General features: G+C 69.9%; 22 protein-coding genes. 10 read left to right on the top strand and 12 right to left on the bottom strand.

Annotated elements, in window-relative coordinates; translation table 11 throughout:
- Positions 1–11 precede the first annotated feature (11 nt).
- Positions 12–1,778: a methyl-accepting chemotaxis protein gene (locus AAHG09_RS20445; RefSeq protein ID WP_342109328.1), complete on the bottom strand. Its 1,767-nt coding sequence runs from the start codon at positions 1,776–1,778 to the stop codon at positions 12–14.
- Here AAHG09_RS20445 and AAHG09_RS20440 point away from each other — a divergent pair.
- Positions 1,764–2,192: a hypothetical protein gene (locus AAHG09_RS20440; protein WP_342109327.1), complete on the top strand. Its 429-nt coding sequence runs from the start codon at positions 1,764–1,766 to the stop codon at positions 2,190–2,192. The two genes, AAHG09_RS20445 and AAHG09_RS20440, sit on opposite strands and share 15 nt — an antisense overlap.
- A gap of 533 nt (positions 2,193–2,725) precedes the next feature.
- Here AAHG09_RS20440 and AAHG09_RS20435 read toward each other — a convergent pair.
- The 5 genes from AAHG09_RS20435 to AAHG09_RS20415 form a co-directional block, all read right to left on the bottom strand.
- The gene (locus AAHG09_RS20435) at positions 2,726–4,915 is read right to left on the bottom strand and encodes a methyl-accepting chemotaxis protein (protein WP_342109326.1); all 2,190 of its coding nucleotides are present in this window, start codon (positions 4,913–4,915) and stop codon (positions 2,726–2,728) included.
- A gap of 198 nt (positions 4,916–5,113) precedes the next feature.
- Entirely contained in the window at positions 5,114–5,899 is a 786-nt protein-coding gene (locus tag AAHG09_RS20430) for an HAD-IA family hydrolase (RefSeq protein ID WP_342109325.1), read from the bottom strand.
- A complete protein-coding gene (rpe, locus tag AAHG09_RS20425) occupies positions 5,893–6,579 on the bottom strand; it encodes a ribulose-phosphate 3-epimerase (RefSeq protein WP_342109324.1) in 687 nt (228 codons plus the stop codon). The genes AAHG09_RS20430 and rpe overlap by 7 nt, the downstream gene beginning before the upstream one ends.
- A gap of 223 nt (positions 6,580–6,802) precedes the next feature.
- Entirely contained in the window at positions 6,803–7,663 is an 861-nt protein-coding gene (locus AAHG09_RS20420; RefSeq protein ID WP_342109323.1) for a phosphoribulokinase, read from the bottom strand.
- Positions 7,664–7,684: 21 nt separating this feature from the next.
- Positions 7,685–8,740 carry a class 1 fructose-bisphosphatase gene (locus AAHG09_RS20415; protein ID WP_342109322.1) on the bottom strand — a complete coding sequence of 352 codons (1,056 nt, stop codon included), beginning with the start codon at positions 8,738–8,740 and terminating at the stop codon, positions 7,685–7,687.
- A 194-nt stretch (positions 8,741–8,934) separates the two neighbouring features.
- On the opposite strand from AAHG09_RS20415, the gene AAHG09_RS20410 reads away from it, so the two are divergent.
- Both AAHG09_RS20410 and AAHG09_RS20405 read left to right on the top strand, forming a co-directional pair.
- Positions 8,935–9,882, top strand: a complete 948-nt coding sequence (locus tag AAHG09_RS20410; protein WP_342109384.1) for a LysR family transcriptional regulator — start codon at positions 8,935–8,937, stop codon at positions 9,880–9,882.
- Positions 9,879–11,120: an NAD(P)/FAD-dependent oxidoreductase gene (locus tag AAHG09_RS20405; protein ID WP_342109321.1), complete on the top strand. Its 1,242-nt coding sequence runs from the start codon at positions 9,879–9,881 to the stop codon at positions 11,118–11,120. The genes AAHG09_RS20410 and AAHG09_RS20405 overlap by 4 nt, the downstream gene beginning before the upstream one ends.
- 226 nt (positions 11,121–11,346) lie before the next feature.
- Here the strand turns inward: AAHG09_RS20405 and AAHG09_RS20400 are convergent, their stop codons facing one another.
- Complete coding sequence (locus tag AAHG09_RS20400) at positions 11,347–12,588, bottom strand: MFS transporter (protein WP_342109320.1); 1,242 nt, start codon at positions 12,586–12,588, stop codon at positions 11,347–11,349.
- Positions 12,589–12,954: 366 nt separating this feature from the next.
- The gene (locus AAHG09_RS20395; protein ID WP_342109319.1) at positions 12,955–13,842 is read right to left on the bottom strand and encodes a LysR substrate-binding domain-containing protein; all 888 of its coding nucleotides are present in this window, start codon (positions 13,840–13,842) and stop codon (positions 12,955–12,957) included.
- 97 nt (positions 13,843–13,939) lie between these two features.
- On the opposite strand from AAHG09_RS20395, the gene AAHG09_RS20390 reads away from it, so the two are divergent.
- Together AAHG09_RS20390 and AAHG09_RS20385 are read left to right on the top strand one after the other, a co-directional pair.
- The gene (locus tag AAHG09_RS20390) at positions 13,940–14,566 is read left to right on the top strand and encodes a glutathione S-transferase family protein (protein WP_342109318.1); all 627 of its coding nucleotides are present in this window, start codon (positions 13,940–13,942) and stop codon (positions 14,564–14,566) included.
- Positions 14,567–14,574: 8 nt separating this feature from the next.
- The gene (locus AAHG09_RS20385) at positions 14,575–15,489 is read left to right on the top strand and encodes a pyridoxamine 5'-phosphate oxidase family protein (RefSeq protein ID WP_342109317.1); all 915 of its coding nucleotides are present in this window, start codon (positions 14,575–14,577) and stop codon (positions 15,487–15,489) included.
- Between the two features lie 7 nt (positions 15,490–15,496).
- On the opposite strand, the gene AAHG09_RS20380 is transcribed toward AAHG09_RS20385, so the two are convergent.
- Entirely contained in the window at positions 15,497–16,153 is a 657-nt protein-coding gene (locus tag AAHG09_RS20380; RefSeq protein WP_342109316.1) for a glutathione S-transferase family protein, read from the bottom strand.
- Positions 16,154–16,353: 200 nt separating this feature from the next.
- Here AAHG09_RS20380 and AAHG09_RS20375 point away from each other — a divergent pair, with 200 nt between their 5' ends.
- The 4 genes from AAHG09_RS20375 to AAHG09_RS20360 all read left to right on the top strand — a co-directional run bounded on the left by AAHG09_RS20375 (position 16,354) and on the right by AAHG09_RS20360 (position 20,853).
- Entirely contained in the window at positions 16,354–16,734 is a 381-nt protein-coding gene (locus tag AAHG09_RS20375; RefSeq protein WP_244044378.1) for a response regulator, read from the top strand.
- A 68-nt stretch (positions 16,735–16,802) separates the two neighbouring features.
- Positions 16,803–18,782 (top strand): AI-2E family transporter, encoded by a 1,980-nt coding sequence (locus AAHG09_RS20370; protein WP_342109315.1) that lies wholly within the window; start codon positions 16,803–16,805, stop codon positions 18,780–18,782.
- 119 nt (positions 18,783–18,901) lie between these two features.
- On the top strand, positions 18,902–20,521 hold the full coding sequence (locus tag AAHG09_RS20365) for a hybrid sensor histidine kinase/response regulator (RefSeq protein ID WP_342109314.1): 1,620 nt from the start codon (positions 18,902–18,904) through the stop codon (positions 20,519–20,521).
- Positions 20,522–20,538: 17 nt separating this feature from the next.
- Positions 20,539–20,853 (top strand): plasmid stabilization protein, encoded by a 315-nt coding sequence (locus AAHG09_RS20360; RefSeq protein ID WP_342109313.1) that lies wholly within the window; start codon positions 20,539–20,541, stop codon positions 20,851–20,853.
- A 231-nt stretch (positions 20,854–21,084) separates the two neighbouring features.
- Here AAHG09_RS20360 and AAHG09_RS20355 read toward each other — a convergent pair whose 3' ends face one another.
- Positions 21,085–21,402, bottom strand: coding sequence for a hypothetical protein (locus tag AAHG09_RS20355; protein ID WP_342109312.1), 318 nt, complete (start codon positions 21,400–21,402; stop codon positions 21,085–21,087).
- A gap of 107 nt (positions 21,403–21,509) precedes the next feature.
- On the opposite strand from AAHG09_RS20355, the gene AAHG09_RS20350 reads away from it, so the two are divergent.
- A complete protein-coding gene (locus tag AAHG09_RS20350) occupies positions 21,510–21,971 on the top strand; it encodes a hypothetical protein (protein WP_342109311.1) in 462 nt (153 codons plus the stop codon).
- A 21-nt stretch (positions 21,972–21,992) separates the two neighbouring features.
- On the opposite strand, the gene AAHG09_RS20345 is transcribed toward AAHG09_RS20350, so the two are convergent.
- A complete protein-coding gene (locus tag AAHG09_RS20345) occupies positions 21,993–22,904 on the bottom strand; it encodes a ketopantoate reductase family protein (protein WP_342109310.1) in 912 nt (303 codons plus the stop codon).
- Positions 22,901–25,981 carry a D-2-hydroxyglutarate dehydrogenase YdiJ gene (gene ydiJ, locus AAHG09_RS20340; RefSeq protein ID WP_342109309.1) on the bottom strand — a complete coding sequence of 1,027 codons (3,081 nt, stop codon included), beginning with the start codon at positions 25,979–25,981 and terminating at the stop codon, positions 22,901–22,903. The genes AAHG09_RS20345 and ydiJ overlap by 4 nt, the downstream gene beginning before the upstream one ends.
- Positions 25,982–26,022 lie beyond the last annotated feature (41 nt).

Below are 26,022 nucleotides of genomic sequence, written 5' to 3'. Positions count from 1 at the left end.
TCGGCGCACCCCTACGCCGCCCGCACCGTTGTCAAAAAGCGCTGGATCTCGGTCGAGAGCTGGTCCGACTGATGCGCCAGCTCCGAGGCCGAGGCCAGGACTGCGTTCGCCGCCGTCCCGGTCGCCTCCGCCGTACCGGCCACGACCGTGATCGTGCCGGTGACCGCGCTGGTGCCGACCGCGGCCTGCCCGACATTGCGGACGATCTCCTGGGTGGCCGCGCCCTGCTCCTCGACCGCCGCGGCGATCGAGGCGGAAACCGTGCTGAGGTCGCGGATCCGGCCGGCGATGCCGCCGATCGCCGCCACCGCCGCGCCGGTCGCCCCCTGGACCTGATCGATCTGCGCGCCGATCTCGCCCGTCGCCCGGGCGGTCTGGTCGGCCAAGGCCTTGACCTCGGCGGCCACCACCGCGAAGCCCCGGCCGGCCTCGCCGGCCCGCGCCGCCTCGATCGTGGCGTTGAGGGCCAGCAGATTGGTCTGCGCGGCGATCCCCGAGATCAACCCGACGATCTCGCCGATCTTGACCACACTGGCGTTCAGCGCCTGGACGCGTGTGGCGGCTTGATCCGCCTCGCGCACCGCCGCCTGCGCCAGATCGGCCGAGCCGGAGACCTGACGGCCGATCTCCTGAACCGAGGTGCCGAGTTCCTCGGCGGCCGCCGCAGCGGTCCCGACATTGGACGCCGCCTGTTCGGCGGCGGCGGCCACGGTGATCGACTGCGTCGCCGCTTCGGCCGCGGTCGCCGCCATCGACCGGGCGGTGGCCTGCAGTCCGCTCGCCGAGGACGAGACCGTTTCGACGATGCCACCGGTGGCGCGCTCGAACGCGTCGGCCACCTGCTGCATGGCCGTCCGGCGCGCGGCCTCCGCGGTGCGGCGACCCTCGGCCGCCTCCTGTTCCAACACGCGGGTCCGGATCAGATTGTCCTTGAAGACCTGCACGGCGGCGGCCATGTCGCCGATCTCGTCGTTGCGCTGCGTGCCGGGCACGGGTGCGTCGAGCTGACCCTCGGTGAGACGCCGCATCGCGGCCGCGAGGGCGAAGAGCCGCCGCATGACGTGGAACTGCACGGTCAGACCCGCCGTCGCCGCCAGTGCGACGGTGAACAGGATGACCAGGACCGCAAGCACCAGACTCCAGCGAGCCTCCTCAGCCGCCACCCTGGATCGGGCCAGGGCCGCGTCGATGATCGCGACCGCCGCATCGGCGATCGTCTGCTGGGCCTGGATCGCCTCGTCCCACGCCGCGGCGGCGATCGAAACCTTGCGTCCCGCCGCGACATCGGCGACGGCACTCTTCCGCATGTCGGCCAGCCTGCCGGTGAAGTACGTGGCGTTGGCCCGGGCATAGGCGGCCCTCACTGCTTCATCGGCTCCGGCGATCGCCACCACCCGCTGGGCGAAGCGCCAATGCGCCAGAACCTCCGTTTCGGCTGCGTTGAGTTCTGTCCAATCCGCGGGCGTGGGAACGCGACCGGTCGTCGCGAGATCGCTCACCAGGGACGCGACGCGGCTGCCCGACGTCCGCGCGAGCCACGTCGCAGCCCGCGCGTCCAGGAAGGCGCCGAGATCGGGCTGCAACGCAGAGACCTCGATCTCGATCGCGTCGGAGGCCGCCTCCAACGCGGCGAGGAGGCGAAGACCGGCCTCGCTCAGCGTCTTGCGCAGCGCCGGATCGCGGGTCGCAGGAGGCTGGCTGAAGGCGGCATCCACGATGGGGCGCAGACGTTTCCACCCATCCACCAGCGTCTGGAGTTCGGCGTGCCGTGCCTTCAACGCGCCGTCTCGCACGCGGCTCAGTCCGGCCAGCGCATTATCGGTGGCGGTATCGAAGGCGTTGCGGGCTTTCAGGATGATTTGCAGCTGGCTCTGACTGCTTCCGGCCTCGAGACCGAGCTTGATCAGGCTCCATCCGCGCTCGGCCCGGAGATAATTCAGGCTCACGAAGAGATTGCGGTCTATGTCCACATATTGCGCTGCCTGAGTCGCAACATCAAACTGCTTGGTATTCCGCACGACATCCAAGGTTGCGAGCCCGACCGCAACGATACTGACCAATGCCAAAACGGCAATGAGGACGAAGCGAACAGATATGCGAAACATCGCCAGCCACGCGTCGCTAAGAATTCAAAACCATCCCTACATGACGCTCAATCGTTCGCCTTTCAAGTAAAAACGTTACATCTTTGACTGTACACAACCCTAAACTACATAATCATCTATTGCCAGCGCAGAAACTATATAGAAAAGAACGCGGGGCCAATCGTATATTCAAATCAAGCTCGCGGCCGACAAAGGGTACCCTGCTGAGAGCGAGCGCGATGCCGCGGTCGTTTGCTGCATGGCCAAGGCGCGCACCCACTCAACTCCGTGCGGCCTTCCGCAGTCGTGGGCAGGGTCGCGGACCGGGACGCGCCCTGCCGGGCAGCGCGGCGACGGAGCCTCCACGGCGAGCGCGTGTGCCACGGTCGCTGGAGGCACGCGTGACCCGGCGGCCCGGCCCTGCCAACACGGCGATGTGCCGGTGCGGGCGGCCGGGCTCGCCAAGGTGGGAAACCGCCCGGAAGACGCCGTCGCGCATGCGGCTGCGGGTCGCCCTGACCCGTGCAGGCCCCGTGCTCACGCCGCCGCATCCGAACGTCTCACCGTCATCGCGGCACAGCTCCACGACGGCACCGTGCAGGCCCGGCTGCCGTACGAGCCGCCGGAAGCGGATCGAAGCGTCACGCCGCGCGTACGGTCGCGAGGAAGTGCCGGATCTCGGCCGTCAGATGCTCGGACTGGCTCGAGAGCGCGGAGGCGGCGGTCAAAACACGATCCGCGGCGGTTCCGGTCTGCTCGGCGGCTCCGGCGACGCTTGCGATGTTGCGCGTCACCTCGCCCGTGCCGGTCGCGGCCTGCCCGACATTGCGGACGATCTCCTGGGTGGCCGCCTCCTGCTCCTCGACGGCGGCCGCGATCGAGGATGCGACGTCGTTGATATCGCGGATTCGCGCCGCGATGGTGCCGATCGCCGCCGTGGCCTGCCCCGATACGCTCTGCACCTGACTGACCTGCTGGCCGATCTCGTCGGTGGCGCGGGCCGTCTGGTCGGCCAGGGCCTTCACCTCCGCCGCAACGACGGCAAAGCCCTTGCCGGCCTCCCCCGCCCGGGCGGCCTCGATGGTGGCATTCAGCGCCAGAAGGTTCGTCTGCGCGGCGATTCCCGAGATCAGGGCCACGATCTCGCCGATCTTGGCCACGCTGGCGTTCAACGCCTGCACCAGCGTACCGGTCTGGTCCGCCTCGGCCACGGCCTCCCGCGCCAGCCGGGCCGAACCATCGACTTGGCGGCCGATCTCCTGCACCGACGTGCCCAGCTCCTCCGCGGCGGCAGCGACCGTGCCGACATTCGATGCCGCTTGGTCGGCGGCGGTCGCCACGGTCGTGGAGCGCGCCGCCGTGTCGGCGGCCGTGGCCGCCATGGCTCTGGCGGTGGCCTGCAACGCGCCGGCCGCGTCGGAGACGTCGTGCACGACCGCCCCGGCGGCCTGCTCGAACACGTCCGCCAATTGATGCAGGGCGGCGCGGCGCTGCGCCTCCCCGGCCTGCCGGGCCTCGACCGCCTCCTGCTCCAGGGCCCGGGTCCGGATGAGATTGTCCCGGAACACCTGCACCGCGCCGGCCATCGTGCCGAGTTCGTCGGTGCGTTGGGTGCCCGGCACGACCCTGTCGAGTTCCCCGTCGGCCAGACCCCGCATGAAGCCGGCCAGGTCGAGCAAGCCCCGCACGACGCGGAACTGCACGATCAGGATGGCCGCCACCGCGGGAATCGTCGCGACGAGGCCGACGACCACGACTACGAGAAGGTCCTGCCGGGCGCGACCAGCTGACACTTTGGCTCGGTCGGCCGCCCAGTCGATCACGGCGATTGCGGCATCGGAGATCGCCTTCTGACCGCCGATGACGCTCTCATTCCACTCCGCCATGGGTAGCTCGATCCTGTGGCCGGCCGCGACGGCAGCCGCGATCGCCTCCTGCAAGGCGGCCATCCGGCCGCCGAAGTAGCGTGTTTCGGCGCGCTCAAAGGGCTCTCGGACGCGGGCATCGGGGCCCGCGATCTCGACGGCACGCTTCGCGAGAGTCCAAGCCGTCCGCGCTTCGATCTCGGCGCCCTTGACCCGGATCCAGTCGGCGGGCGTCAGCGTGCGGCCGGTCGCCAGGAATTCGCCGATCATCGACGTGTTGCGGCTGCTGCTTGTCCGCGCGAGCCATGTCGCCGCCCTGGCGTTGAGCAGGATACCATAGGTCGGGTCGAGGGCCTGAATTTCGGCTTCCGTGATCGTGGAGGCGGCCTCCAGCGCCGTCAGAAGACGAGCCCCGAGTTCGTCCAGAGCCTTTCGTACCCCGGGATCGCGCGCGGCCAGGGGCTGGTCGAAGGCCGCGTCGACGGCTGATCGCTGGCGTCGCCACTCGCGGACGAGGGATTGGAGTTCGGCGCTGCGGGCGCGCAGCGTCTCACGGGGCACCTGACCGAGCGCGGTCAGGCCGAGATCTACGACCGGATCGAGCGCCGTGCGGCCCTCAAGCACGGTTTGCCGATTGGCGCGGTTGGCGGCGGGTTCCTTCAGCAAGGCGCTCATCGCCCATCCGCGCTCCAGGCGCACCTGGGTCAAACTCACAAAAAGATCGCGGTCGATACCCATGTAAGCCGCAACTTGGTCGGCAACCGACAGTTTCTCTCTACTTTCATTGATACGTATACCCGACAATACGGCAACACAAGCACTTATAAGGATGATGATTCCAATCAACACAACTCTAATTGATGGAGATCGCATGGGTCTTTGTCCGCACAAATGTTGTATTTTTCTTATGACCTGTCGAAGCGGCTGGCTACAAATCTTTGAATGAATCTTGTTATCAAAATTCATCTTCTAAGAATAGCAGATCCACCAATATATTATCGGCGCTCACATCAATTTGCGGCTTAGAACGCAGTCTTGCAGAAATAAATCTATCTGCCGGTGTTCGAGGTATGCACCCTCCCCCTTTGGTCGCGCTCGGCTTGCCCCGGTGCAGATCGGGAACCGCCGGGACTCGTGCAGGGACGCGCCGCCGCGCCGGCCTATCTACCGCCTGGTCGGCGCCTGGGATGCCACGCCTCCACCCTCCAGGGCCTCGTGCCACCGGATGAGGCCTGCGAGGTCCACGACGCCGCCGGGCCATTCCAGGCCCGCGATATGGCGGTGCGGCCGCCCGGGCTCGCCGAGATCCGAGACCGCCGAGAAGGCGCCATCGAGCCGGTGGCTCTCGGTGTAGCGGCTGCGGGTCGCCAGGACCGGCAGGCCGGCGGCGCGGGCCGAGCTGATCCCGGCCGCCGAATCCTCGAACGCGACGGCCTCCGCGGCGGCAATCTCCAGCCCGGCGAGCGCCAGGAGGAACACGTCGGGGGCGGGCTTCTTCCGGTTAGCCTCGTCGCCGGCCGCGATCACGTCGAAGGGCGCGTCGCCCGGCGGGAAGTTGATGGCCAGAAGCTGATCGACATTCGGCCGGCTGGTGGTGGTGGCCACCGCGAGCCGGATACCGGCCGCCCGGGCCTCGGCGATCAGGCGGGCGATGCCGGGGCGCAGCGGCAGCCGGCTCTCCACCACGAGCGCACCGTAGGCCGCGGTCTTGCGGGCATGGATCTCGGGGGCGCGCGCATGGAGCGCCTTGGCGTCCGCCGGGTGCTGCGTGTCGATGTAGTGGGCGAGCCGCTCCTTGCCGCCCATCACGGTGAGCAGATCGGCGTAGAGGGCCGGATCCCAGCGCCAGGGCAGGTCGAGCTCCGCGAAGGCGCAGTTGAAGGCCTGCCGGTGCAGATCCTCGGTCTCGGCCAGCGTCCCGTCGACGTCGAAGATCAGCGCCCTCAGCACGACAGGTCGCGGCCGGAGGCGCCCTCCGCGCCCTCGCGGATCGCCGCGATGCGCTCGGCATAGGCGCCCGGGCCGCCGCTGAAGACCGCGTTGCCGGCCACGAAGGTGTCGGCACCCGCCCGGCTCGCGGCCTTGACGGTCTCGGCATCGATGCCGCCATCGACCTGGATGCGGATGTCGCGCCCCGCCACCATCGCGCGCACCCGCGCCACGGATTCCATGCAGCTCCTGAGAAACTTCTGGCCGCCGAAGCCCGGATTGACGGTCATCACCAGCACGAGGTCCGCGAGCTCCAGCACCGGCTCCACCAGGGCGGCGGGGGTGCCGGGATTGATCGCCACGCCGGCGCGCTTGCCGAGGTCGCGGATGGTCTGGAGCGAGCGGTGGATGTGCGGCCCGGCCTCGGCATGGACCGTGATCCCGTCGGCACCGGCCTCGGCGAAGGCCGCGAGATACGGATCGGCCGGAGCGATCATCAGGTGCACGTCGAAGTATTTCTGCGTGTGCGGCCGGAGCGCCTTCACCACCGGCGGGCCGAAGGTGATGTTGGGCACGAAATGGCCGTCCATCACGTCGAGATGGATCCAGTCGGCGCCGGCCGCGTCGATGGCGCGCGTCTCTTCCGCGAGCTTCGAGAAGTCGGCGGAGAGGATCGAGGGGGCGATGACGGGAGGCAGCATCACAAGTCTTTCAGCAACGATCGGGTACATGCAAGTCGAAGCGGGCTTATCCCATCCACACCCTCATCCTGAGGTGCCGGAGCGCAGCGGAGGCCTCGAAGGAGGACTCCAGGGATCGCGCGGCCGGCTGGAGGGCTCCTTCGAAGCCCGCTGACGCAGGCATCTCAGGATGAGGCCGAGGCCGGGATCAACGTTCGAGGGCGTTTCAAGGTGTCCCCTCCTCTCAGGCCAATCGGCGTCGCCGCTCGACGAGCTGCATGATCATCGGCGTCAGGATCAACTGCATGGCGAGGTCGAGCTTGCCGCCGGGGATCACGATGGAATTGGCCCGGCTCATGAAGCTGTCGTGGATCATGGAGACCAGATAGGAGAAATCGATCCCCTTCGGATCCTTGAACCGGATCACCACCATCGACTCGTCGGCGGTGGGGATCCAGCGGGCGATGAACGGGTTCGAGGTGTCGACCGTCGGCACCCGCTGGAAGTTGATGTCGGTGAAGGAGAATTGCGGGCAGATGGTCTGCACGTAATCGGGCATCCGCCGCAGGATCACGTCGGTGACGGCTTCCGTCGAGTAGCCGCGGAACGAGCGGTCCCGGTGCAGCTTCTGGATCCACTCCAGATTGATCACCGGCACGACACCGATCTTCAGGTCGGCGTAGCGGGCGATGTCGACATCCGGGTCGGCCACGCAGCCATGCAGCCCCTCGTAGAACAGCAGGTCGGAATCCGGCGGGAACGCCTCCCACTCGGAAAAGCTGCCCTCCGGGATGCCGTAAGCCTGCGCGTCGTGGGCGTCATGCGCGTAGTGGCGGGTGCGGCCGGTGCCGGACTCGGCGTAGCTGCGGAACACCGCCTCCAGCTCCGGCAGCAGGTTCGCCCGGGGCGCGAAGTGCGACAGGGTCGGCTCCCGCGCCATCATCGCCCGCATCGTGTCCCGGTCGAAGGCGTGGAAGCCGTCGCCCTCGATGAACACCGCCCGCACATCCTCCCGGCGGAAAATCTGCTCGAAGGTGTTGCGCACCGAGGTCGTGCCGGCCCCCGAGGAGCCGGTCACCGAGATGATGGGATGCCGCGCCGACATTTTTACGACGTCGCGTTGCGGTTATGACCGCATCAGGCCGCGCTGGCCGAAGAGCGGCGAGCGGCCGGCATCGGGCTTGCCGCCGCCGTAATAGGCGGCGACGCACTCGACCTCCTCGGTCGAGCCGCAGACCAGCGGGGCGCGCTCGTGGATGCCGGTCGCCACGATGTCGAGGATGCGCTGCTGACCGTCGGTCGCCGCGCCGCCGGCCTGCTCGACCAGCATCGCCACGGGGGCGACCTCGTAGAGGAGCCGCAGGCGGCCGCGGGCGTAGTTCTTCCGGGCGTCGCCGGGATAGAGGAAGACGCCGCCGCGGGTCAGCACGCGCTGGATGTCGGCCACCAGGGAGGCGAGCCAGCGCATGTTGTAGTCCTTGTCGCGCGGGCCCTCGGTGCCGCGCTGGCAATCCTCGATATAGGCCTTCACCGGCGCGTCCCAGTGCCGGGCGTTCGAGGCGTTGATGGCGAATTCCTTGGCGGAGGCCGGCACCGCCATGGCCGGGCTCGTCAGCTTGAACGTCCCGTCCTTGCGGTCGAGCACGTAGGATTGGGTGCCCTGGCCGAGCGTCAGGATCAGCGCGGTGGCCGGGCCGTAGGTCACGAAGCCCGCCGCGATCTGCGCCGAGCCGGGGGTCGTGAACGAGGCGAGCGGATTGGCCGGGTCCTTGATCGACGGCCTTATGCCGAAGATCATCCCCACCGCCATGTTGACGCCGATGTTGGACGAGCCGTCGAGCGGGTCGATGGCGACGGCGAGCGGCGCGTCGGGGTTCAGCCGCATCACCTCCTCGGCCTCCTCGGAGGCGACCTCGGCCACGGGCGCGCCGCGCAGGGCCGCCGTCACGCTCTCGTGCGCGATCACGTCGAGCGCCTTCTGCACGTCGCCGTCGCTGTTGTGGTCGCCCGCCGCCGCGAGGTCGCCGGCGAGCGCCCCGCGCCCGATGCGCTCGCTGATCTCCACCGCCGAGCGCGCGATCGCGGCGATCACCGCGGCGGCATCCTTCAGCGCCGCATTTGCCTCCACGGCCTGCGCCAGACAGGTGTCGAGGGGCGTCCCGATCGCCGCTGAGATTGCCATCGGCTTCACTCTCCTGCTCGGATCCCGCCCGTCGGGATCGTGCGTTCCGCGCCGGCTCTGTAGCGGCCGCGATCCTGTCAAGATAGCGGTCTCTGTCCCCGGATCGACAGGACGGCGCGGCCGGGTCTTCAAGATTTCTGTTCGATCTTGTGCCATAGGACGAAAAAAACGCGATGTCCGCCGAGAAATCCGCCATGCGCAACCTCTCCCTCAAGCAGCTCCAGGCGGTGGCGGCTGTGGCCCGGCTCGGCACCATGACCCGGGCGGCGCAGGAGCTGAACGTCACCTCGGCCGCCCTCTACGCGCGCATCCGCCAGCTGGAGGAGGAGGCCGGGCTGCTGCTGTTCGACCGGACGCCCGGCGGCCTCAAGCCGACCGATGCCGGCCGCGAGATGCTCTGGGCGATCGACAGCATCAACACGGTGCTGGAGACCTGCACCGACCGCCTGCGGACGCTCCGCGGCGCCGAGGGCGGGCGCGTGGCACTGGGCGTCGTCTCCACCGCCAAGTATTTCGCGCCGCAGGTGATCGCCGGCTTCGTCAAGAAGCATCCGGGGGTCGAGATCAGCCTGTCGGTGCGCAACCGCGGCCAGACCGTGGAGGCCCTGCGCGGCTACGAGATCGACTTCGCGCTGATGGGCCGCCCGCCCCGGGACTTCCCGATCGAGGCCGCCACCTTCGGGCCGCACCCGATCGTGCTGATCGCGGCCCCGGACCATCCCCTGGCGGGGCGGCCCGGCCTCGCCCGCGAGGATCTCACCGACCAGCCGTTCTTCCTGCGGGAGGAAGGCTCGGGCACGCGGATGGTGTTCGAGGAATTCATGGCCGGCGTGCTGGTCAAGCGGGCGCCGCTGGAGATCGACACCGGCTCGAACGAGACCATCAAGCAGGCCGTCATGGCCGGGCTCGGCATCGCGCTGCTCTCGGTGCACTCGGTGGCGGCCGAGCTGGAGAGCGGGCGCCTCGTGCTCCTCGACGTGAAGGGCCTGCCGATCCGGCGCGACTGGTACGCGGTCCGGCGCGCCGACAAGGTTCTGGGGCCGGCGGCCTCGGCGGTCTGGTCCTACCTGATGTCGGAGGGCGCCAACAGCCTGCCGGGCGTCGCGCAGAGCGGCCTGGTACTGGCGGGAGCCCGGGCATGAGCGCGGCCGGGATCGTCGTCGCGGGCGCGGGCCAGGCGGGCTTCCAGCTCGCCGCTTCCTTGCGCGAGGGCGGCTTCCGGGAGCCGATCACCCTGGTGGGCGACGAGACCGCCCTGCCCTATCAGCGCCCGCCCCTGTCGAAGGCCTATCTCGCCGGCAAGACCGACCGGGAGGGCCTGTTCCTGCGCCAGCCCGGCTTCTTCGCCGAGCATGCGATCACGCATCGGCCGGGGATCCGGGCCGTCGCGATCGACCGGGCCGCGCGCCGCCTCGCCCTGTCGGACGGCGACAGCCTTCCCTACGATCACCTCGTCCTCGCCACCGGCGCCCGCAACCGCCCCCTGCCGGTCCCCGGGGCCGACCTCGGCGGTGTGCACCAGCTGCGCGGCCTCGCGGATGCCGACGCGCTCCAAGCCGAGATCGCGGCGGCCCGGGCCATCGTGGTGGTGGGCGCGGGCTTTATCGGGCTGGAATTCGCCGCGGTCGCCGCCGCACGCGGCCTCCCGGTGACGGTGATCGAGGCGGCCGACCGGCCGATGGCCCGGGCGGTCTCGGCCGAGATGGGGGCGTTCTTCCGCGGCGCCCATGAGGCGATGGGCGTGCGCTTCGCCTTCGGGGCGGGGGTGACCGCGATCCTCGGGCGCGACGGCCGCGCGACCGGGATCGCGCTGGCGGACGGGACGGAGCTTCCCGCCGACCTCGTCCTGATCGGCATCGGCGTGCTGCCGAACCGGGAACTCGCCCTGGAGTCGGAGCTGCCGGCCGAAGACGGCGTGCGGGTCGATGCGTTCCTCGCTACCCCCGATCCAGCCATTTCGGCGATCGGCGATTGCGCGCGGTTCCCGAGCCCCTTCGCGCACGGGCTCACGGCGGACGGCACGGTGCGGATCGAGTCGGTGCAGAACGCGATCGACCAGGGCCGCTGCCTCGCGGCCCGGCTCCTCGGCAAGCCCGCCGCCTACGGCGCGCTGCCCTGGTTCTGGAGCGACCAGGGCCCGCACAAGCTGCAGATCGCCGGTCTGTCGGGCCCCGGCGATGCCAGCGTGGTCCGCGGCTCCGGCCCGGCCTTCTCGGTGTTCCGCTTCCGCGACGGGCGCCTGAGCGCGGTGGAATCCGTCGACCGGGCGGGCGACCACATGGTGGCCCGGCGCCTCCTCGCCGCCGGGACGCCGCTGACGCCCGATCAGGCGGAGGATCCGGGCTTCGACCTCAAGGCGCTGGCGATGGGCCGAGCCTGAGGCCCGCTCGTTCGGGATGCCCCGGAGATCGCAGGGCCGAGCGGGTTCGTTCGAGCACCACCCCTGTCCCGGGCGCATGCAGCGCCAGCGGAATGCGACCCGGGAACCAGCACACAGCGTCGCGAAGCGTCCAACGGGATGAACGCGGGCCGCTTGCGCGGCGCTTCTTGTGCTGGATCCCGGATCACCTTCCACTGCGTTTCAGGCGTCCGGGAAAAGGGCGTGCTCAGCCTGCAAAGGGGACTGGTCCCGGCTTCTGTCGCAGGGCGTAGGCCGTGGCGATGCCGAGCGCCAGGATGGTGACGGCACAGCCCATCAGCGCCCCGAACTGGCCGAGCCGCACCAGCGCCTGCCCGATCACCGCGACGCCCAGCGCCTGCCCGCAGAAGAACGAGAAGGCGTGGAGCGCCACCGCGGAGGCCCGGGCCTTGGGTGCCACCTCGGTCACCTGGGTCTGGTAGGTGTTGTGCAGCATGTAGAAGCCGAGCCCCATGGCGGTGAGCGCGGCGCAATCGACCGGCCACGAGCCCGCGAGCCCGACCACGGTGAGCGAGGCGCCGCAGATCAGCCCGCCGCCGATCAGCATCCGCGGCAGGCCGAGCAGCCGCACCAGCAGCCCGACCAGCGCCGAGTAGAGCAGGCCGCCGACCGCGAACCCTGCCAGCACGAGGCCGGCCTCGCGTGGGCCGCCCTCCCCGCGGGCCTCGATCAGCGGCGCGAGGTGCGGGAAGACTCCGAAGATCGCGATGGCCTCGATGAACACCGCCGAGAACAGCACCCGTGCCCGGGGATTGCCCAGGATCGTCCGGTAGCGCGTCACCGCCTCGCGGAAGGCCGGGCGGCGGGCAGGCGGCCGTCCGGCCCGGTCGAAGCCGAACACCGTCGCGGCGCAGGCGCAGGCCGCCACCCCGGCGGTGACCGCGAAGACGCCGCGCCAGCCGATCGCCGCCTCGATCAGGCCCGCGAAGGTCGAGCCGGAGAGCTGGCCGAGGATCACCGCCACGAGGAAGCGCCCGATCGCCACCTGACGGCTCTCCATCGGCACGCGGTCGCCGAGCAGCGCCAGGGAGAGCGGGATGCAGCCGCCCGCCGCCGCGCCGGCCAGCATCCGCAGGCCGAACAGGCTGTTGAGATCGGGGGCGACGCTGCACAGGGTGAGGGCCACCGCGAGCACGGCGAGGCAGGTGCTCATCACCCGCTCCTTGCCGAGTGCATCGCCGATCGGCCCCAGCACCGGCTGGATGAACGCGTAGGGCAGCGCGAAGGCGGTGGAGAGCAGCGCTACCGTGTGGGCGTCGCTCGCCAGATCCCGGGCGAGCACGCCGACCAGTGGCTCGACCGAGCGCAGCGCGAAGGTGCTGCCGAACCCCGCGCAGGCCAACACCACGATCAGCCGCGGGATCGACGTGGCGGGCGGCGCAGCCTGGGCGACCGCGGGGTTGAGAGCCTGCTCTGGGCGATCGGTCATGGGAACGCTTCGCGACGCGGGCGGGGTGCGTCACAGCGCATCGCATCTCCCCGACCGCAGCGGAACCCCGCCGCGCGACAGATCACTATGCGTCGACAACAGGATCCGATGCGTCGGTCGGATGCGCGAACGCCCCGCGATACGCCGGGGCGAGCGGGACGCCGACATCGATTCCGCGCGGCGACACTGGCTTGCAGAACCCGTGGCCCTCGATCGTCAGGATCCCGGGGCGGCGGTCGAGAGCGGCGGTCGCCCGATTCACCACCGCGTTGAAGTCTGCCTTCCGCGCCCAGATTGCGGCAGCGCGGGCGTTTCACGGTCGCTTCTCTCGCTGCACCCTTCGCGATGACCGGTCTCCGCGCCGGATCACGGGCCGCGCAGAACCGGTAAGGCTCTCAGCGCCTCGGTCGTGAAATCCAGGAAGGCGTTCACCCGGGCCGGCCGGAAATCCGCGCTCGGGGTCACGAGCTGCACCGGCACCGGCGGCGGTTCGTGATCCGCGAGCAGGCGCACGAGCCGGCCCGCAGCGATGTCCTCGGCCGCCTGGTAGGACAGCACGCGCGCGATGCCGCGCCCGGCCCGGGCGGCAATCAGGGCGGCCTCCACCTCGTTGACGATGAGGCGGGGGGTCAGGCGCACGCGGTTCGCCCCGAACCGCCACTCCCGCAGGCCCGCGCGCACGAAGCCCTGGATGGTGTCGTGCTCGGCAAGATCCGCTGGCCTGTGGGGCGTGCCCCGGGCGGCGAGATAGTCCGGGCTTGCCACAACGATCTGGCGCACCCGCCCGACCGGCCGTGCGATGAGGCGCGATTCCGCAAGCCGCCCGATCCGCAGGGCGACGTCGATACCCTCCTCCACGAGGTCGAGGTTGCGGTCGGCGAGCAGCAGCTCGACCTGCGTCTCCTGATAGGCATCGAGGAAGCCCGATACGACGGGCGCCACATGCTTGCGCCCGAACAGCACCGGTGCCGTGATCCGCAGGAGGCCGCGCACCGCGTCGCGCCCCGCCCCCGAGACGGCCGCCGCGTAACCCGCCAGGACGGCGCGGGCCCGTTCGGCGAGTTCGAGCCCGGCGGCCGTCGGGGCGAGGCGCCGGGTCGTCCGCTCGACGAGGCGGGTTCCGGCCCGGGCTTCCAGGCTGGCCAGCGCGCGGGTCGCCGCGGCGGCGGACCGACGCTGGCGGCGCGCCGCCGCGGCGAGGCTGCCGGCATCGATGATCGCGACGAAGAGCGTGAGTTCGTCCAGCCGGTCCATCGATTGCTGCACAGATTGAAATTCTGACTGCCTAGATCTCCGGATTTCCGGCGGTCTGCGCAAGGGCGATATCGGGTGGGCAACCGGAGCCAAAACGATGACCGAACCCGATCTCACCCTCTACGGCCTGCGCCTCTCCGGCCACTCGCACCGGGCGGAGCTGTTCCTGTCGCTGCTCGGCCTGCCCTATCGCTTCATCGCGGTGGCGGGCCGGGATCAGCCCGAGGCGGCGGAGCTCCGGCGCCTCAACCCCCTCGGCCAGATCCCGGTCCTGATCGACGGGCCGGAAGTGATCGCCGACAGCAACGCGATCCTGGTCTATCTCGCCGCCCGCTACGCGCCGGAGAGCGGCTGGATGCCCCGCGATCCGCTCGGCGCCGCGCAGGTCCAGCGCTGGCTGTCCATCGCGGCCGGCGAAGTGCGGTACGGGCCGGCGCTGGCCCGGCTGATGGTGGTGTTCGGCGCCCAGGCCGACCGCGCCACCGTCCATGCCGCCGCGGCGCGCATTCTCACCTTCATGGACGGCCATCTGGCCGATCGCGCCTATCTCGCGGCCGACCGGGCGACGCTCGCCGACATCGCCTGCTATTCCTACGTCGCCCATGCACCCGAGGGTGGCGTCTCGCTCGCACCCTACCCGGAAGTGCGGGCGTGGCTCGCCCGCGTGGAGGCGCTGCCGGGCTTCGTGCCGATGCCAGCCTCCCCCATCCCCGAAGCCGCGTGAGGCGCCCGATGGCCAGCTTCCATGCCGACGAGATCCGCGCTCAGGAGCGGGCGGGCCACGTCCTCGGCGAGACCCCGGCGATCCGCCCGTTCATGCCCGAGCAGCACCGCGCGTTCTTCGCCGGCCTGCCCTACCTGTTCGTCGGTGCCGTGGATGCGTCCGGCGCGCCGGTCGCCACCATGCTCACAGGGCAGCCGGGCTTCGTGCAATCCCCCAACGCGATGCATCTCGCCATCGCGGCGGCCCTCGATCCGGACGATCCGGCACTGCGCGTCCTCGTGCCCGGCGCCGAGGCCGGTCTCCTGGGTCTCGACTTCGCCACGCGCCGCCGCAATCGGGCCAACGGCCGCGTGGTGCGCCGCGACCGGGACGGGTTGACGATCGCCGTCGCCCAGAGCTTCGGCAACTGTCCGCAATACATCCAGCGGCGCGAGGCCGAGCCGGCGATGCGCCAACCGGGGCCGATCGAACCCCTGACGGCCTTGGACCCCGAGGCCGCGGCGCTCGTCCGGGGCGCCGACACGCTGTTCGTGGCCAGCCGGTCCCGGGGCGGGCTCGCCGATGGCGGCGCCGATATCTCGCATCGGGGCGGCCGGCCGGGCTTCGTTCGGGTCGCGGGCGATGTGCTGACGCTGCCGGATTTCTCCGGCAACCGCTACTTCAACACGCTGGGCAACCTGCTCGGCGAGCCACGGGCCGCCCTGCTGATCCTCGATTTCGAGCGCGGCGACCTGTTGGTGCTCCAGGGGCACACGGCGATCGACTGGAGCAATGCGGAGGCCGCCAAGCTGACAGGGGCGCAGCGGACCTGGCGGTTTACCGTCGAGGGCGGCTGGCGGCGCCGGGCCGCCGTGCCCCTGCGCTGGAGCCGGCCCGAGCCGGCGCCACAGCTCGCCCGCACCGGCATCTGGGAAACGGCATGACTCCCCGTCAGGCCGACCCACCCTTCGCCGCGGCCGCCTCGTGCTCCGCGGCGAGTTGCGCATCCGCGGCCGCCACCCTCTGGAAGGCCGGCCGGGACCGGACCCGCTCGACGTAGGCGGTCAGCACCGGATCGGGTGCGACGAGGCCGAAGCCCGTGGTCCAGCCGAGGGCGCTGCCCCACAGGATATCGGCGGCGCTGAACCGGTCCCCGAGGAGGTAGGGACCCGGCGTCAACGCCTCGGTCACGCGCGCGATCACGGTCTCGTATTCCCCGTAGGCCGACATGCCGCGCGGGCCCGGCTCCCGCTTCAGGTGCCGGTCGATCACGGCGGGCTCGAAGCAGGAGCCGTAGAACACCATCCAGCGCAGGTAGGTCGCCCGGGCGGGATCGGTCGTCGCCGGGGCGAGGCCGGCCTCCGGGAACAGGTCGGCCAGATAGAGGTAGACGGCGGCCTGTTCGGTCACCAGGGCGTCGCCGTGCCGGATCGCCGGCACCTTCGCCATCGGGTTGATGGCGCGGTAGGCCTCTTGCAGGTGCTCGCCGGCGCGCATGTTGAGCGCGTGGAGCCGATATGGGACGCCCAGTTCCTCGAGGAGCACGCGTACCCCGGAGGAGCGCGTATTGGGCGAATGATAGAACGTGATGTCAGCTCGATCCGCCACTCTGTTCCTCTCCGATATTGACGATTCGCGGGGTGGTACGCTCATACCAGCCGACGCCGGGGTCAACCGCGCGGCCCGTCTCCTTCTCCACGGACCGGAATCGCGGCAGGAACGTTGGGCGATTGTGCGGTGCCGCGCGTTGGCCTGTCGGCCGGCAGGTCGCGAGCCGGGAATTTCGCGAGCCGGGGATTCGAGTTCTGATGGCTAAGATTCTGCTGGTCGAGGACCACGAAGAGATCTGGGACTTCCTGTCTCGGCGGCTCAAGCGCCGCGGCTACGAGGTGATCCTGGCCCATGACGGCGAAGCCGGCGTCCGGCAGGCGCGCTCGGGCCAGCCCGACGTGATCCTCCTCGACATGAACCTGCCGGTCCTCGACGGCTGGTCGGTCGCGCGCACGCTGAAATCGGGGTCCGACACACGGGCGATCCCGATCATCGCGCTCACGGCCCATGCCATGTCGGGGGACCGCGACAAGGCGATTCAGGCGGGCTGCGACGACTACCACCCCAAGCCCGTCGATTTCTCGAAGCTGCTCAGCCAGATCAGCGCTGCCCTGGGCGAGACCGCGCAGGCGAGCTGACGCGGATCCGTTCGCGCCCACGGCCGTTCCCACCCGACCCCTGCGCGTGAGAAGTCTGGAGCGTATCCGTGAGCGAGGATCCCGTCACTGCCCAGCGCCTGCGGGAGGGCCTTCCGGTCATCGTGGCGCTGGCCTCGCTCCTCCTCGTCGTTGCGACGATGGCGGCTCTGTATCTCGGGCGCGAGATCCTCGTGCCGGTGACGCTGGCGATCCTGCTCAGCTTCGTGCTGGTGCCGGCGGTCCGGCTGCTCCGGCGGATGCGCGTACCGCGCGCCCCGGCGGTGCTGCTGGTGGTGGTGATCGTGTTCGGCGCCCTGTTCGGTCTCGGCAGCCTGATCGCCAGCGAGGCCTCGCAGCTGGCCACCGACCTGCCGCGCTACACCCAGACCATGCGCACCAAGATCAAGGATCTGCGCGGCGCCACAGCCGGGAGCGGCAGCCTCGCGCGCATCGTCGACATGGTTCAGGACCTGAGCGCCACCCTGCAGCCGCCGCCGCCCGCGGAGGTGCGCGGCGAGCGGGGATCGGCCACCCATCCGCTCACCGTCGAGATCACCCCCGCCCGCACCAGCGTGATCGACACGCTCCAGACCTTCGCGGGGCCCGTCCTTCACCCGCTGGCCACGACCGGCCTGATCCTGATCTTCACGGTTTTCATCCTGCTCCAGCGGGAGGATCTGCGGAACCGGGCGATCCGCCTTGCCGGCGGCTCGGAGGATCTGCGCCGGACCACGGCGGCGATCGACGACGCGACCAGCCGGCTCAGCCGCTTCTTCCTCGCCCAGCTCGCCCTCAACATCGCCTTCGGCCTGGTGATCGGCTTCGGCCTCTGGCTCATCGGCGTGCCGAGCCCGACCCTGTTCGGCGTGCTCGCCGCGATCCTGCGGTTCGTCCCCTATATCGGTGCGGCGATCAGCGCCCTGCTGCCGCTGATCCTCGCCGCCGCGGTCGATCCCGGCTGGTCGATGGTGATCTCCACCGCGGCCCTGTTCCTCGTGGTCGAGCCGATCTGCGGCCACGTAATCGAGCCGCTGCTCTATGGGCATTCCACCGGCCTGTCGCCGATCGCCGTCATCCTGGCGGCGACGATCTGGACCTTCCTGTGGGGGCCGATCGGCCTCGTGCTGGCGACGCCGCTGACGGTCTGCCTCGTGGTGCTCGGGCGGCACGTGGAGCGGCTCTGGTATCTCGACGTGCTGCTCGGCGACCAGCCGGCCCTGTCGCCGCCCGAGATCTTCTACCAGCGCATGCTGGCCGGCGACCCGGCCGAAGCCATCGACCAGGGCTGGCAGTTCCTCAAGGAACGTGCCCTCGTCACCTACTATGATGAAGTTGCGCTCGCCGGCCTGCTCCTTGCGCAGGAGGACATGTCGCGCGGCACCCTCGACCGCGCGCGCCAGGAGGAAGTCGGCGCCGCGATCCGCACGGTCGTGGATCGCCTCGGTACCGCGCCGGTCGCGCGGCGTGCCCGGCGGGGTTCGGGCCGCACGCCCGATACCGAAACAGCCGCGGCCCTGGCCGCGATCGGCCCCGACCGGCAGGTGGCGGGCATCGTCCTCACCCGCGAGGATCTGGCGCCGCAGTGGCGCAGCAAGACGCCCGTGCTGTGCGTGTCGAGCCGCGGACCGTTCGACGAGGCGGCGACGCTGATGCTGAGCCAGATCCTCGCCCGACACGGGCTCGCCTCGCAGGTCATGTCGATGGCGGCGATCCGCGCCGGCGAGAAGCCCGAGAACCCCGAGCAGCTCGCGCTGATCTGCTTCTCCTACCTGGAACCGGTGAGCCTCTCGCAGATCCGCTTCACCGTCCGGCAGGCGCGGGCCGCGGTACCGGGGGTGCGCATCCTGGTGGGCTTCTGGCGGGAGCGCGATCCCGCGACGCTGGACCGCCTGCGCCGCGCGACGTCGGCGGATTTCCTCGTGACCTCACTCAACGAAGGGCTCTCGGCGGTGCTCGGCGCCTGCCGCGAGCCGACACGCCCACCACGGCTCGCCCCTGTGTCACCGGCCGCCCTTCCAGGCCCGGTGCGCACGACGCAGCCCGCCTGAGCGTTCGATACGGAGAACCCACGCGGTCGACTTCGCGTTGCAGACCGATAAAGTTCACACCGGCAGGTCGTGACGGGCCGCACGCACCTGCCACGCCTGAAGGGTTAAGACCACCGCGCATGTCCGAGACCCCAGAAACCCCGCCCTCCGGACCCGGTCCCCAGGTCCGGGACAGCGCACCGAGCGACGTCACGGATCGCAAGAGCGACATCTTCTTCGCGGCGGTCGAGACCACGCGGATGCCGATGATCGTCACCGATCCGCGCCAGCCCGACAACCCGATCATCTTCGCCAACCGCGCCTTCCTGGCGATGACCGGCTACACGCCCGAGGAGCTGATCGGGCGCAACTGTCGCTTCCTGCAGGGTCCCGACACCGACCGAGAGACCGTGGCGCAGGTCCGCGCGGCGATCGCCGACAAGCGGGAATTCGCCACCGAGATCCTGAACTACCGCAAGAACGGCTCGACCTTCTGGAACGCGCTGTTCGTCTCGCCGGTCTACAACGCCGACGGCGAGCTCGTGTACTTTTTCGGCTCGCAGCTCGACGTCTCGCGGCGCCGCGACGCCGAGGAGGCCCTGGGCCAAGCGCAGAAGATGGAGGCGCTCGGCCAGCTCACGGGCGGCATCGCGCATGACTTCAACAACCTGCTGCAGGTGATCGTCGGCTACGTCGACATCCTGGCGGCCGGCCTGGAGAAGCCGGATGCCGACCGCGCCCGGCTGGGGCGGGCCACCGACAACATCCGGCAAGCCGCCGATCGCGCCACCACCCTGACGCAGCAATTGCTCGCCTTCGCCCGCAAGCAGCGGCTCGACGGGCGCGCCGTCAACCTCAACACCCTGATCGAGGGCATGGGCGAGATGGTCGCCAGGTCGGTGGGCGAAGAGGTCAAGATCGAGCTCGATCTCGCCCCGGATCTCTGGAACTGCCGTGTCGACCCGACCCAGGCCGAGGTCGCGATCCTGAACGTGCTGATCAACGCCCGCGACGCGATGCCGGAGGGCGGCACGGTGCGCATCACCACGGAGAACAGCGAGATCGCCGCTCGCGGCCGCGAGATCGGCCCCCTGCGCGACGGCCGCTACGTCAGCATCGCGATCCGGGACACCGGCACCGGCATCCCGCCGGCCGTGCTGGCCCGGGTGATGGACCCGTTCTTCACCACCAAGGAGGAGGGCAAGGGCACTGGCCTCGGCCTCTCCATGGTGTACGGCTTCGCCAAGCAGTCCGGCGGCGCGGCGCAGATCGAATCCACGGTCGGCGAAGGCACGACGGTGCGGCTCTCGTTTCCGGCGACCGATGGCGATGTCCACGCGCCGCCCAAAGTCTCGCTGCGGTCCGTGGACCGACAGGGCACCGAGACGATCCTGATCGTCGACGATCGCGAGGACGTCGCCGAACTCGCCCGCACGATCCTGCGGGATTTCGGCTACGTCACCCTGGTGGCCAGCAATGCCCGCGAGGCGCTGGAGATCCTCGATTCCAGCGAGCGCGTCGATCTGCTGTTCACCGATCTGATCATGCCCGGCGGCATGAACGGCGTGCTGCTCGCCCGCGAGGCGCGGCGGCGCCAGCCCAAGCTAAAGGTCCTGCTCGCCACCGGCTACGCGGAGGCGAGCCTGGAGCGAACCGATATCGGCGGCTCGGAGTTTGACCTGCTGAACAAGCCGTACCGGCGCACGGAGCTGGTCCGCCGCGTACGGTCCATTCTCGACGGTCCGACCGGGGTCGGCTGAGCTTCGGGAGACGTTCGATGTCCCAGGGCGACAAGTCGAAATACACCGACAAGCAGAAGCGCAAGGCCGAGCACATCGCAGAGTCTTACGAATCGCGCGGCGTGCCCGAGCAGGAGGCGGAGGCTCGGGCCTGGGCCACCGTCAACAAGGACGATGGCGGCGGCAAGAAGCCCGGTGGCTCCGGGCGCGGCAAGGACACGGGTCACCCGGCGGCCCGCAAGGGCGGAAAAGCCGGGGGGAAGGCCGCCGGCGAACGCACGGCCGCCGAGCGCTCCGCATCGGCCAAGAAAGCCGCAGCCACCCGCAAGGCCAACGCCGCTGCGCGGGCGTGATCGAGCGATACCGACCCTGCGCCCTCGGTCAGGGGATGGTCGCCACGATGGCGACCCGATCTGTCCCGCGACGGCAGTTTGGACATCGTAGGCTCGCGGACCGGAAGCCAACCACTTAAGATCTTGCGCCGGCGGCACGCAACAGAACGGCCAAGCTGCTGCGCGCCCCGCTTCGGTCGACAATCTCGCCTTTAAGTTGCGCCCCGGAGATGCATGCTAGTTCAAAGAAAATCAAACTTTGGGGATTCTGGAAATCGTCTTCCAATTGAGATAGATCACGTTCGACTTGGATACATCGTGTCCAGCGAGAGAACCGACGCTTGTTCCAGCAGTTTTCTGCTTGGCGCCGATCCATCGCAGCACCAGCACGCGGCTCATCGAGGCACCGTATTTTTTTGATTTGGGCATGATGCTGATCCAGACGGCGGCATTCCTTGGCCGCCGTCGATCGATACGATGCATGATATGACCCTCACCCATCAGATCATGGCTGATCTGAAACTTTTCATTCTTTTGGATCGGCTGAAGTTTGCCGAAATTTGTATTCATCGAATGTAGGATTGGTAGAAAGGGGGCTAGAAGTCGACCACCGCCTATGTTGTGCTCCGGCGGCGAGCTGCGCCCGGGTTGGGCGCATTTGACCAAAGGGTCTCGAAATGACCGGCGCCAAGACCGATTTTCTGTGCAGTGAGGGCGTCCAGGAGCTTCTGAAACTCACGAATCGGCAATTCGTCGGGTGGGACGCCTCTCTCCGCACCGTGTCGGGTCAGACGACGGATGCCGGAGACGCGATGGATCTCTGGCACATCCTGTCGTTCCTCGCGCTTCAGCCCGGCCTGAAGGTCGAGAAGAAGCTGGCCTTCGGAAGCATCAAGATCGCATCGCTGAAGCCTGAGACGATCCGGAAATACGTCGCGAAGGCGCAACGACTGGGCTTCGTCGCGACCATCGACTCCATGGGCTCGCGGCACATTCAGTTGACGTCGACCGGCATCGCCGTCGTAGCCGAGACCATGCAGCACTGGATCGACGATTTCGGGCAGGTCCAGCAGACCTACTTCCCGGCCGAGCCTCACACCCGACCCAGCGGAATGGCGGTCGGCAGCCGTCGCGCCTGAAGTCCGTCGCGGCTCCCGAGCTCAGTCGCGAAGCTGCGCCTCGGCGAGCTTGACGAGCGTGTGCAGCATCCGGTTGGTCGGCGTCGCAAGACCCAGCGCGGCGCCCGTGCGCACCACGTAGCCGTTGAGGTGGTCGATCTCGCTGGGACGCCCCCGGGCGAGGTCCTGCGCGGTGGAGGAGCGCTGATCGGCCATGGTGGTGCTGAGGCTCAGCACCTGATCGAGGATGTCGGGCGCCACCGAGATCCCGGCCGCCCCGGCCACGGCGACGCATTCCTGCACCACATCGGTCATGCACGCGACGACGCCTTCGCCCTGGACCAGCCGGCCGTAGGGGAGCTGCGTCAGCGCCGAGAGGGCATTGTAGGCGCAATTGAGGATCAGCTTGCCCCAGAGGGCGTCGATGGCCCGTTCCGACACCGTGGTCGGGATGCCGGCCGCCGTGAAGGCGGCGGCGATGCGCCCGCTCGTCGGTGAGGCGCCGACGATCAGGTCGCCCCGCCCGTTGTGCCGGACGCGGCCGGGCCCGGCCATCGCGGTGGCGACATAGACGGCCACCGGCACGACGGGCCGCCCGAGCACCGCGGCCAAGCGCTCGGCGTTGTCGACGCCGTTCTGGAGGCTCAGGATCGTCGCCGCGGGGTCGAGATGCGGGGCGATCATCGCGCCGGCCGCTTCGGTATCGCCGGACTTCACGCAGACCAGAACGAGATCCGCGCCAGCAACACCGCTTCCCTCCGTGCGGGCCTGCACGGGCACGACGTCGGTCCCGGCCGCGCTGTCCAAGATCAGTCCCGACGTACGGACAGCCTCGACCAGGGCGGGGCGTCCGATCAGGGTGACCGCGTGGCCGGCCTTCGCCAGGAGGAACCCGTAGTAGCAGCCGACCGCGCCGGCCCCCACCACTGCGACGGTGAGGCCTGCCTCGCTCATTGCGCCGCGGCCGCCGCGCGCTCGGGATGGAACGGCGCCGCACCGGCCTCCGAACGGACATGCTCGAGCAGCGCCTGGGCCGGGTGGCGCAGCCGCACGCCGTCGACCAGCTTGGCCTGGGACCGGCAGGAATAGCCGTCCGCGAGCAGCGTGCAGCCGGGGGCTTCGGCGACGTGGCGGGCCCAGCTCAGGCCGTAGATGGCCTCCGAGGTGGCACGGTGATGCGCCTCGTGCCCGTAGGTCCCCGCCATGCCGCAGCAGCCGGCCGCCGGCACATCGAGCCGCAGGCCGAGATGGGCGAACACGGCCTGCCAGTCGCGCACCGCCCCCGGCGTGTTGGTGCGCTCGGTGCAATGGGGCAGGAGCCGCATGGTCCGACCGCCCCGACGCGGCGTGATCCGGTCGAGCCGGGTCGCCAGCCATTCCTGCAGGAGATGGACCTTCGGCAGGTCGTCGCCCAGGACCTGCGCGTATTCGGAGCGATAGGTCAGCGTCATCGACGGGTCGATGCCGACGAGCGGCACACCCTGTCGGGCGAAGTCGCGCAGCATGGTAGAATTCGCCCGCGCGACGCCGGCGAACCGGGCGAGGAAGCCGTGAACGTGCAGCGGCTTGCCGTTCGGTCGGTAAGGCACCAGCCAGGGCCGGAAACCGAGGGCGAGGAGCAGCGCGCAGGCATCGGCCACGACCTCCGCGTCGAAGTGGCTGGTGAAGGCGTCCTGCACCACCAGAACGGCCGTCTCCCGCTCCTGCGGGCTCAATCGCGCCAGCGCCTCCGGGCTCGCGACGGCGACGCCGAGATCCGCGAGCCGGGTCCGGAGATCGACGGGCGACAGGGGCGGGATCGCCACCAGCCCGGCCTTGGCGAGAAGCAGGCGGGTGATCGGGCTGGTCAGGAGTGCGTTGCTGAGGCGCGGCGCCCGGGCCGCCAGCGGCAGGAGCGGCTCCAGGGCCGCCACGAGGTGGTCCTTCAGCGGCCGGGCGTAGCGCGTGTGGTAGAGCGCCAGGAACTTCGCCCGGAACGTGGGCACGTCGACCTTAATCGGGCACGATCCCGTGCAGGATTTGCACGCGAGGCAGCCGTCCATCGCCTCCTTCACGGCGTGCGAGAAATCCGCAGCCGCGAAGCGCGGTCGCACGGCACGCAGCAGCGTGGCAGCCACGTCGCGGAGCCAGCCGGACCGCTGCCGGGCCAGTTCGGCAGCCGGATCGAGCCCTTCCGTCGCCGCCAGCCGCAGCCACTCGCGCATCAGCGAGGCACGACCCTTGGGCGAGTGACGACGCTCGCGGGTCGCCTTCCAGGACGGGCACATGGCCTCGTCGGCGTCGAACGAGAAGCAGGCGCCGTTGCCGTTGCAGTGGAGCGCCTCGTCGAAAGTCTGCCGGACCGGGGCCGGGATGGTGCGATCCTGCTCGCCCCGGCGCGGCACGCCGTCGATCCGCGTGAGGCCCTGCCCCTTGGCGGAGGCGATCTTACCCGGGTTCATCCGGTCGCCCGGATCGAAGGCCCCCTTGATCGCCTCCAAGGCGGGCATCAGCGGCCCGAAGGTCGCGGGCACGAATTCCGAACGGAATCCCTTGCCGTGCTCGCCCCAGAGCAGGCCGCCATACTTGGCGGTGAGCGCGACCACGCCCTCCGTGACCTCGCGGATGAGCTTGTTCTGGTCCGGATCCTTCAGATCGATAGCCGGCCGGACATGCAGCACGCCGGCATCGACATGGCCGAACATGCCGTAGCGCAGCCCTTTGCCGTCGAGGAGCGCCCGGAACTCGGCGATGTAGTCGGCGAGCCGCTCGGGCGGGACGGCGGTGTCCTCCACGAAGGGGATCGGCCGGGCATCGCCCTTGGCGGCGCCCAGCAGGCCCACCGCCTTCTTGCGCATGGTCCAGAGCCGCTCGATCGCCTCGCCCCGGGCGATCGTGAAACCGAGGCGCTTGGTGTCGGTGCCGCGCTCGGCCTCGAGCATCCCGGTCACGCGTCCGAGGGCGGCCTCGACGCCGGCCTCGTCGTCGCCGACGAGTTCCACGAGGTTGATGCCGTCCACCGGCCGTCCGGCCGGGTCGTCGGGGAAGAAGGCCTGCACCTCGGCCCAGATCGGATCCTTCCGGGCGAGCGCCAGCACGGTCGAGTCGATGGTCTCCACCGAAGCGGCGCCGAAGGGCAGCAGCGCCTGCGCGTCCCGGAGCGCCGCATCGAAATCCACGTAGGAGAGCGCCACCAGCACCGCGGCCTTCGGGATCGGCAGCACGTTGAGCCGCGCCTCGGCGATCAGCGCCAGGGTGCCCTCCGAGCCGCAGAGCACGCTCTTGAGGTCGAACCGCCCCTCCGCATCGCGCAGATGCGCGAGGTCGTAGCCGGTGAGGCAGCGGTTGAGCTTCGGGAAGCGCTCGTCGATCAGCGCCGCGTTCTCGGTGACGACGGCATCGACGGTGCGGTGAATCGCGCCGACCCGGTCGTTGCGCGCCTTGGCGGCCTCAAGGCCGGCCGCATCCAGGGGCTCGGCGGTCCAGACCGCGCCGTCGGTGAGGACGCAGGTCAGCGCCAGGACATGGTCCCGGGTCTTGCCGTAGAGGCACGAACCCTGCCCGCACGCATCGGTGGAGATCATCCCGCCGATCGTGGCGCGGTTCGAGGTCGAGAGTTCGGGCGCGAAGAACAGACCGTACTTGGCCAATTCCCGGTTGAGCTGGTCCTTCACCACACCGGGCTCGACCCGCACGGTGCGGTTGGCGACGTCGAGCTCCAGGATGCGGTTCATGTGCCGCGAGGTGTCGACCACGAGCCCATGGCCGAGCGACTGGCCGTTGGTGCCGGTGGCCCCGCCCCGGGGCCGGATCACGATCTCCGCAAAACGCGGATCCTCAAGCAGCTTGGCGATGCGCACGAGGTCGTCGCGGGAGCGCGGGAAGGCCACGGCGCCCGGCTCGACCTGATAGATCGAGTTGTCGGTGGAGAAGACGGTGCGGTCGGCGTCCGACAGGGACAGGTCACCCTCGAAGCCGCGCAGGCGCAGTTCGGCGCAGGCCGCGGCGTAGAGCGGCACGGCCTCGGCGGTGCGGGTCAGGACAGGGATCATCCCCGCTTTCTACACCGCGGCGGTCGCGAGGGAAGATCGGC

This window comes from Methylobacterium guangdongense, from assembly GCF_038442355.1.
Lineage (GTDB): Bacteria > Pseudomonadota > Alphaproteobacteria > Rhizobiales > Beijerinckiaceae > Methylobacterium > Methylobacterium guangdongense.
The sequence above is the reverse complement of the archived record's forward strand: the minus strand, read 5'-3'. Positions and strand labels throughout refer to the sequence as shown.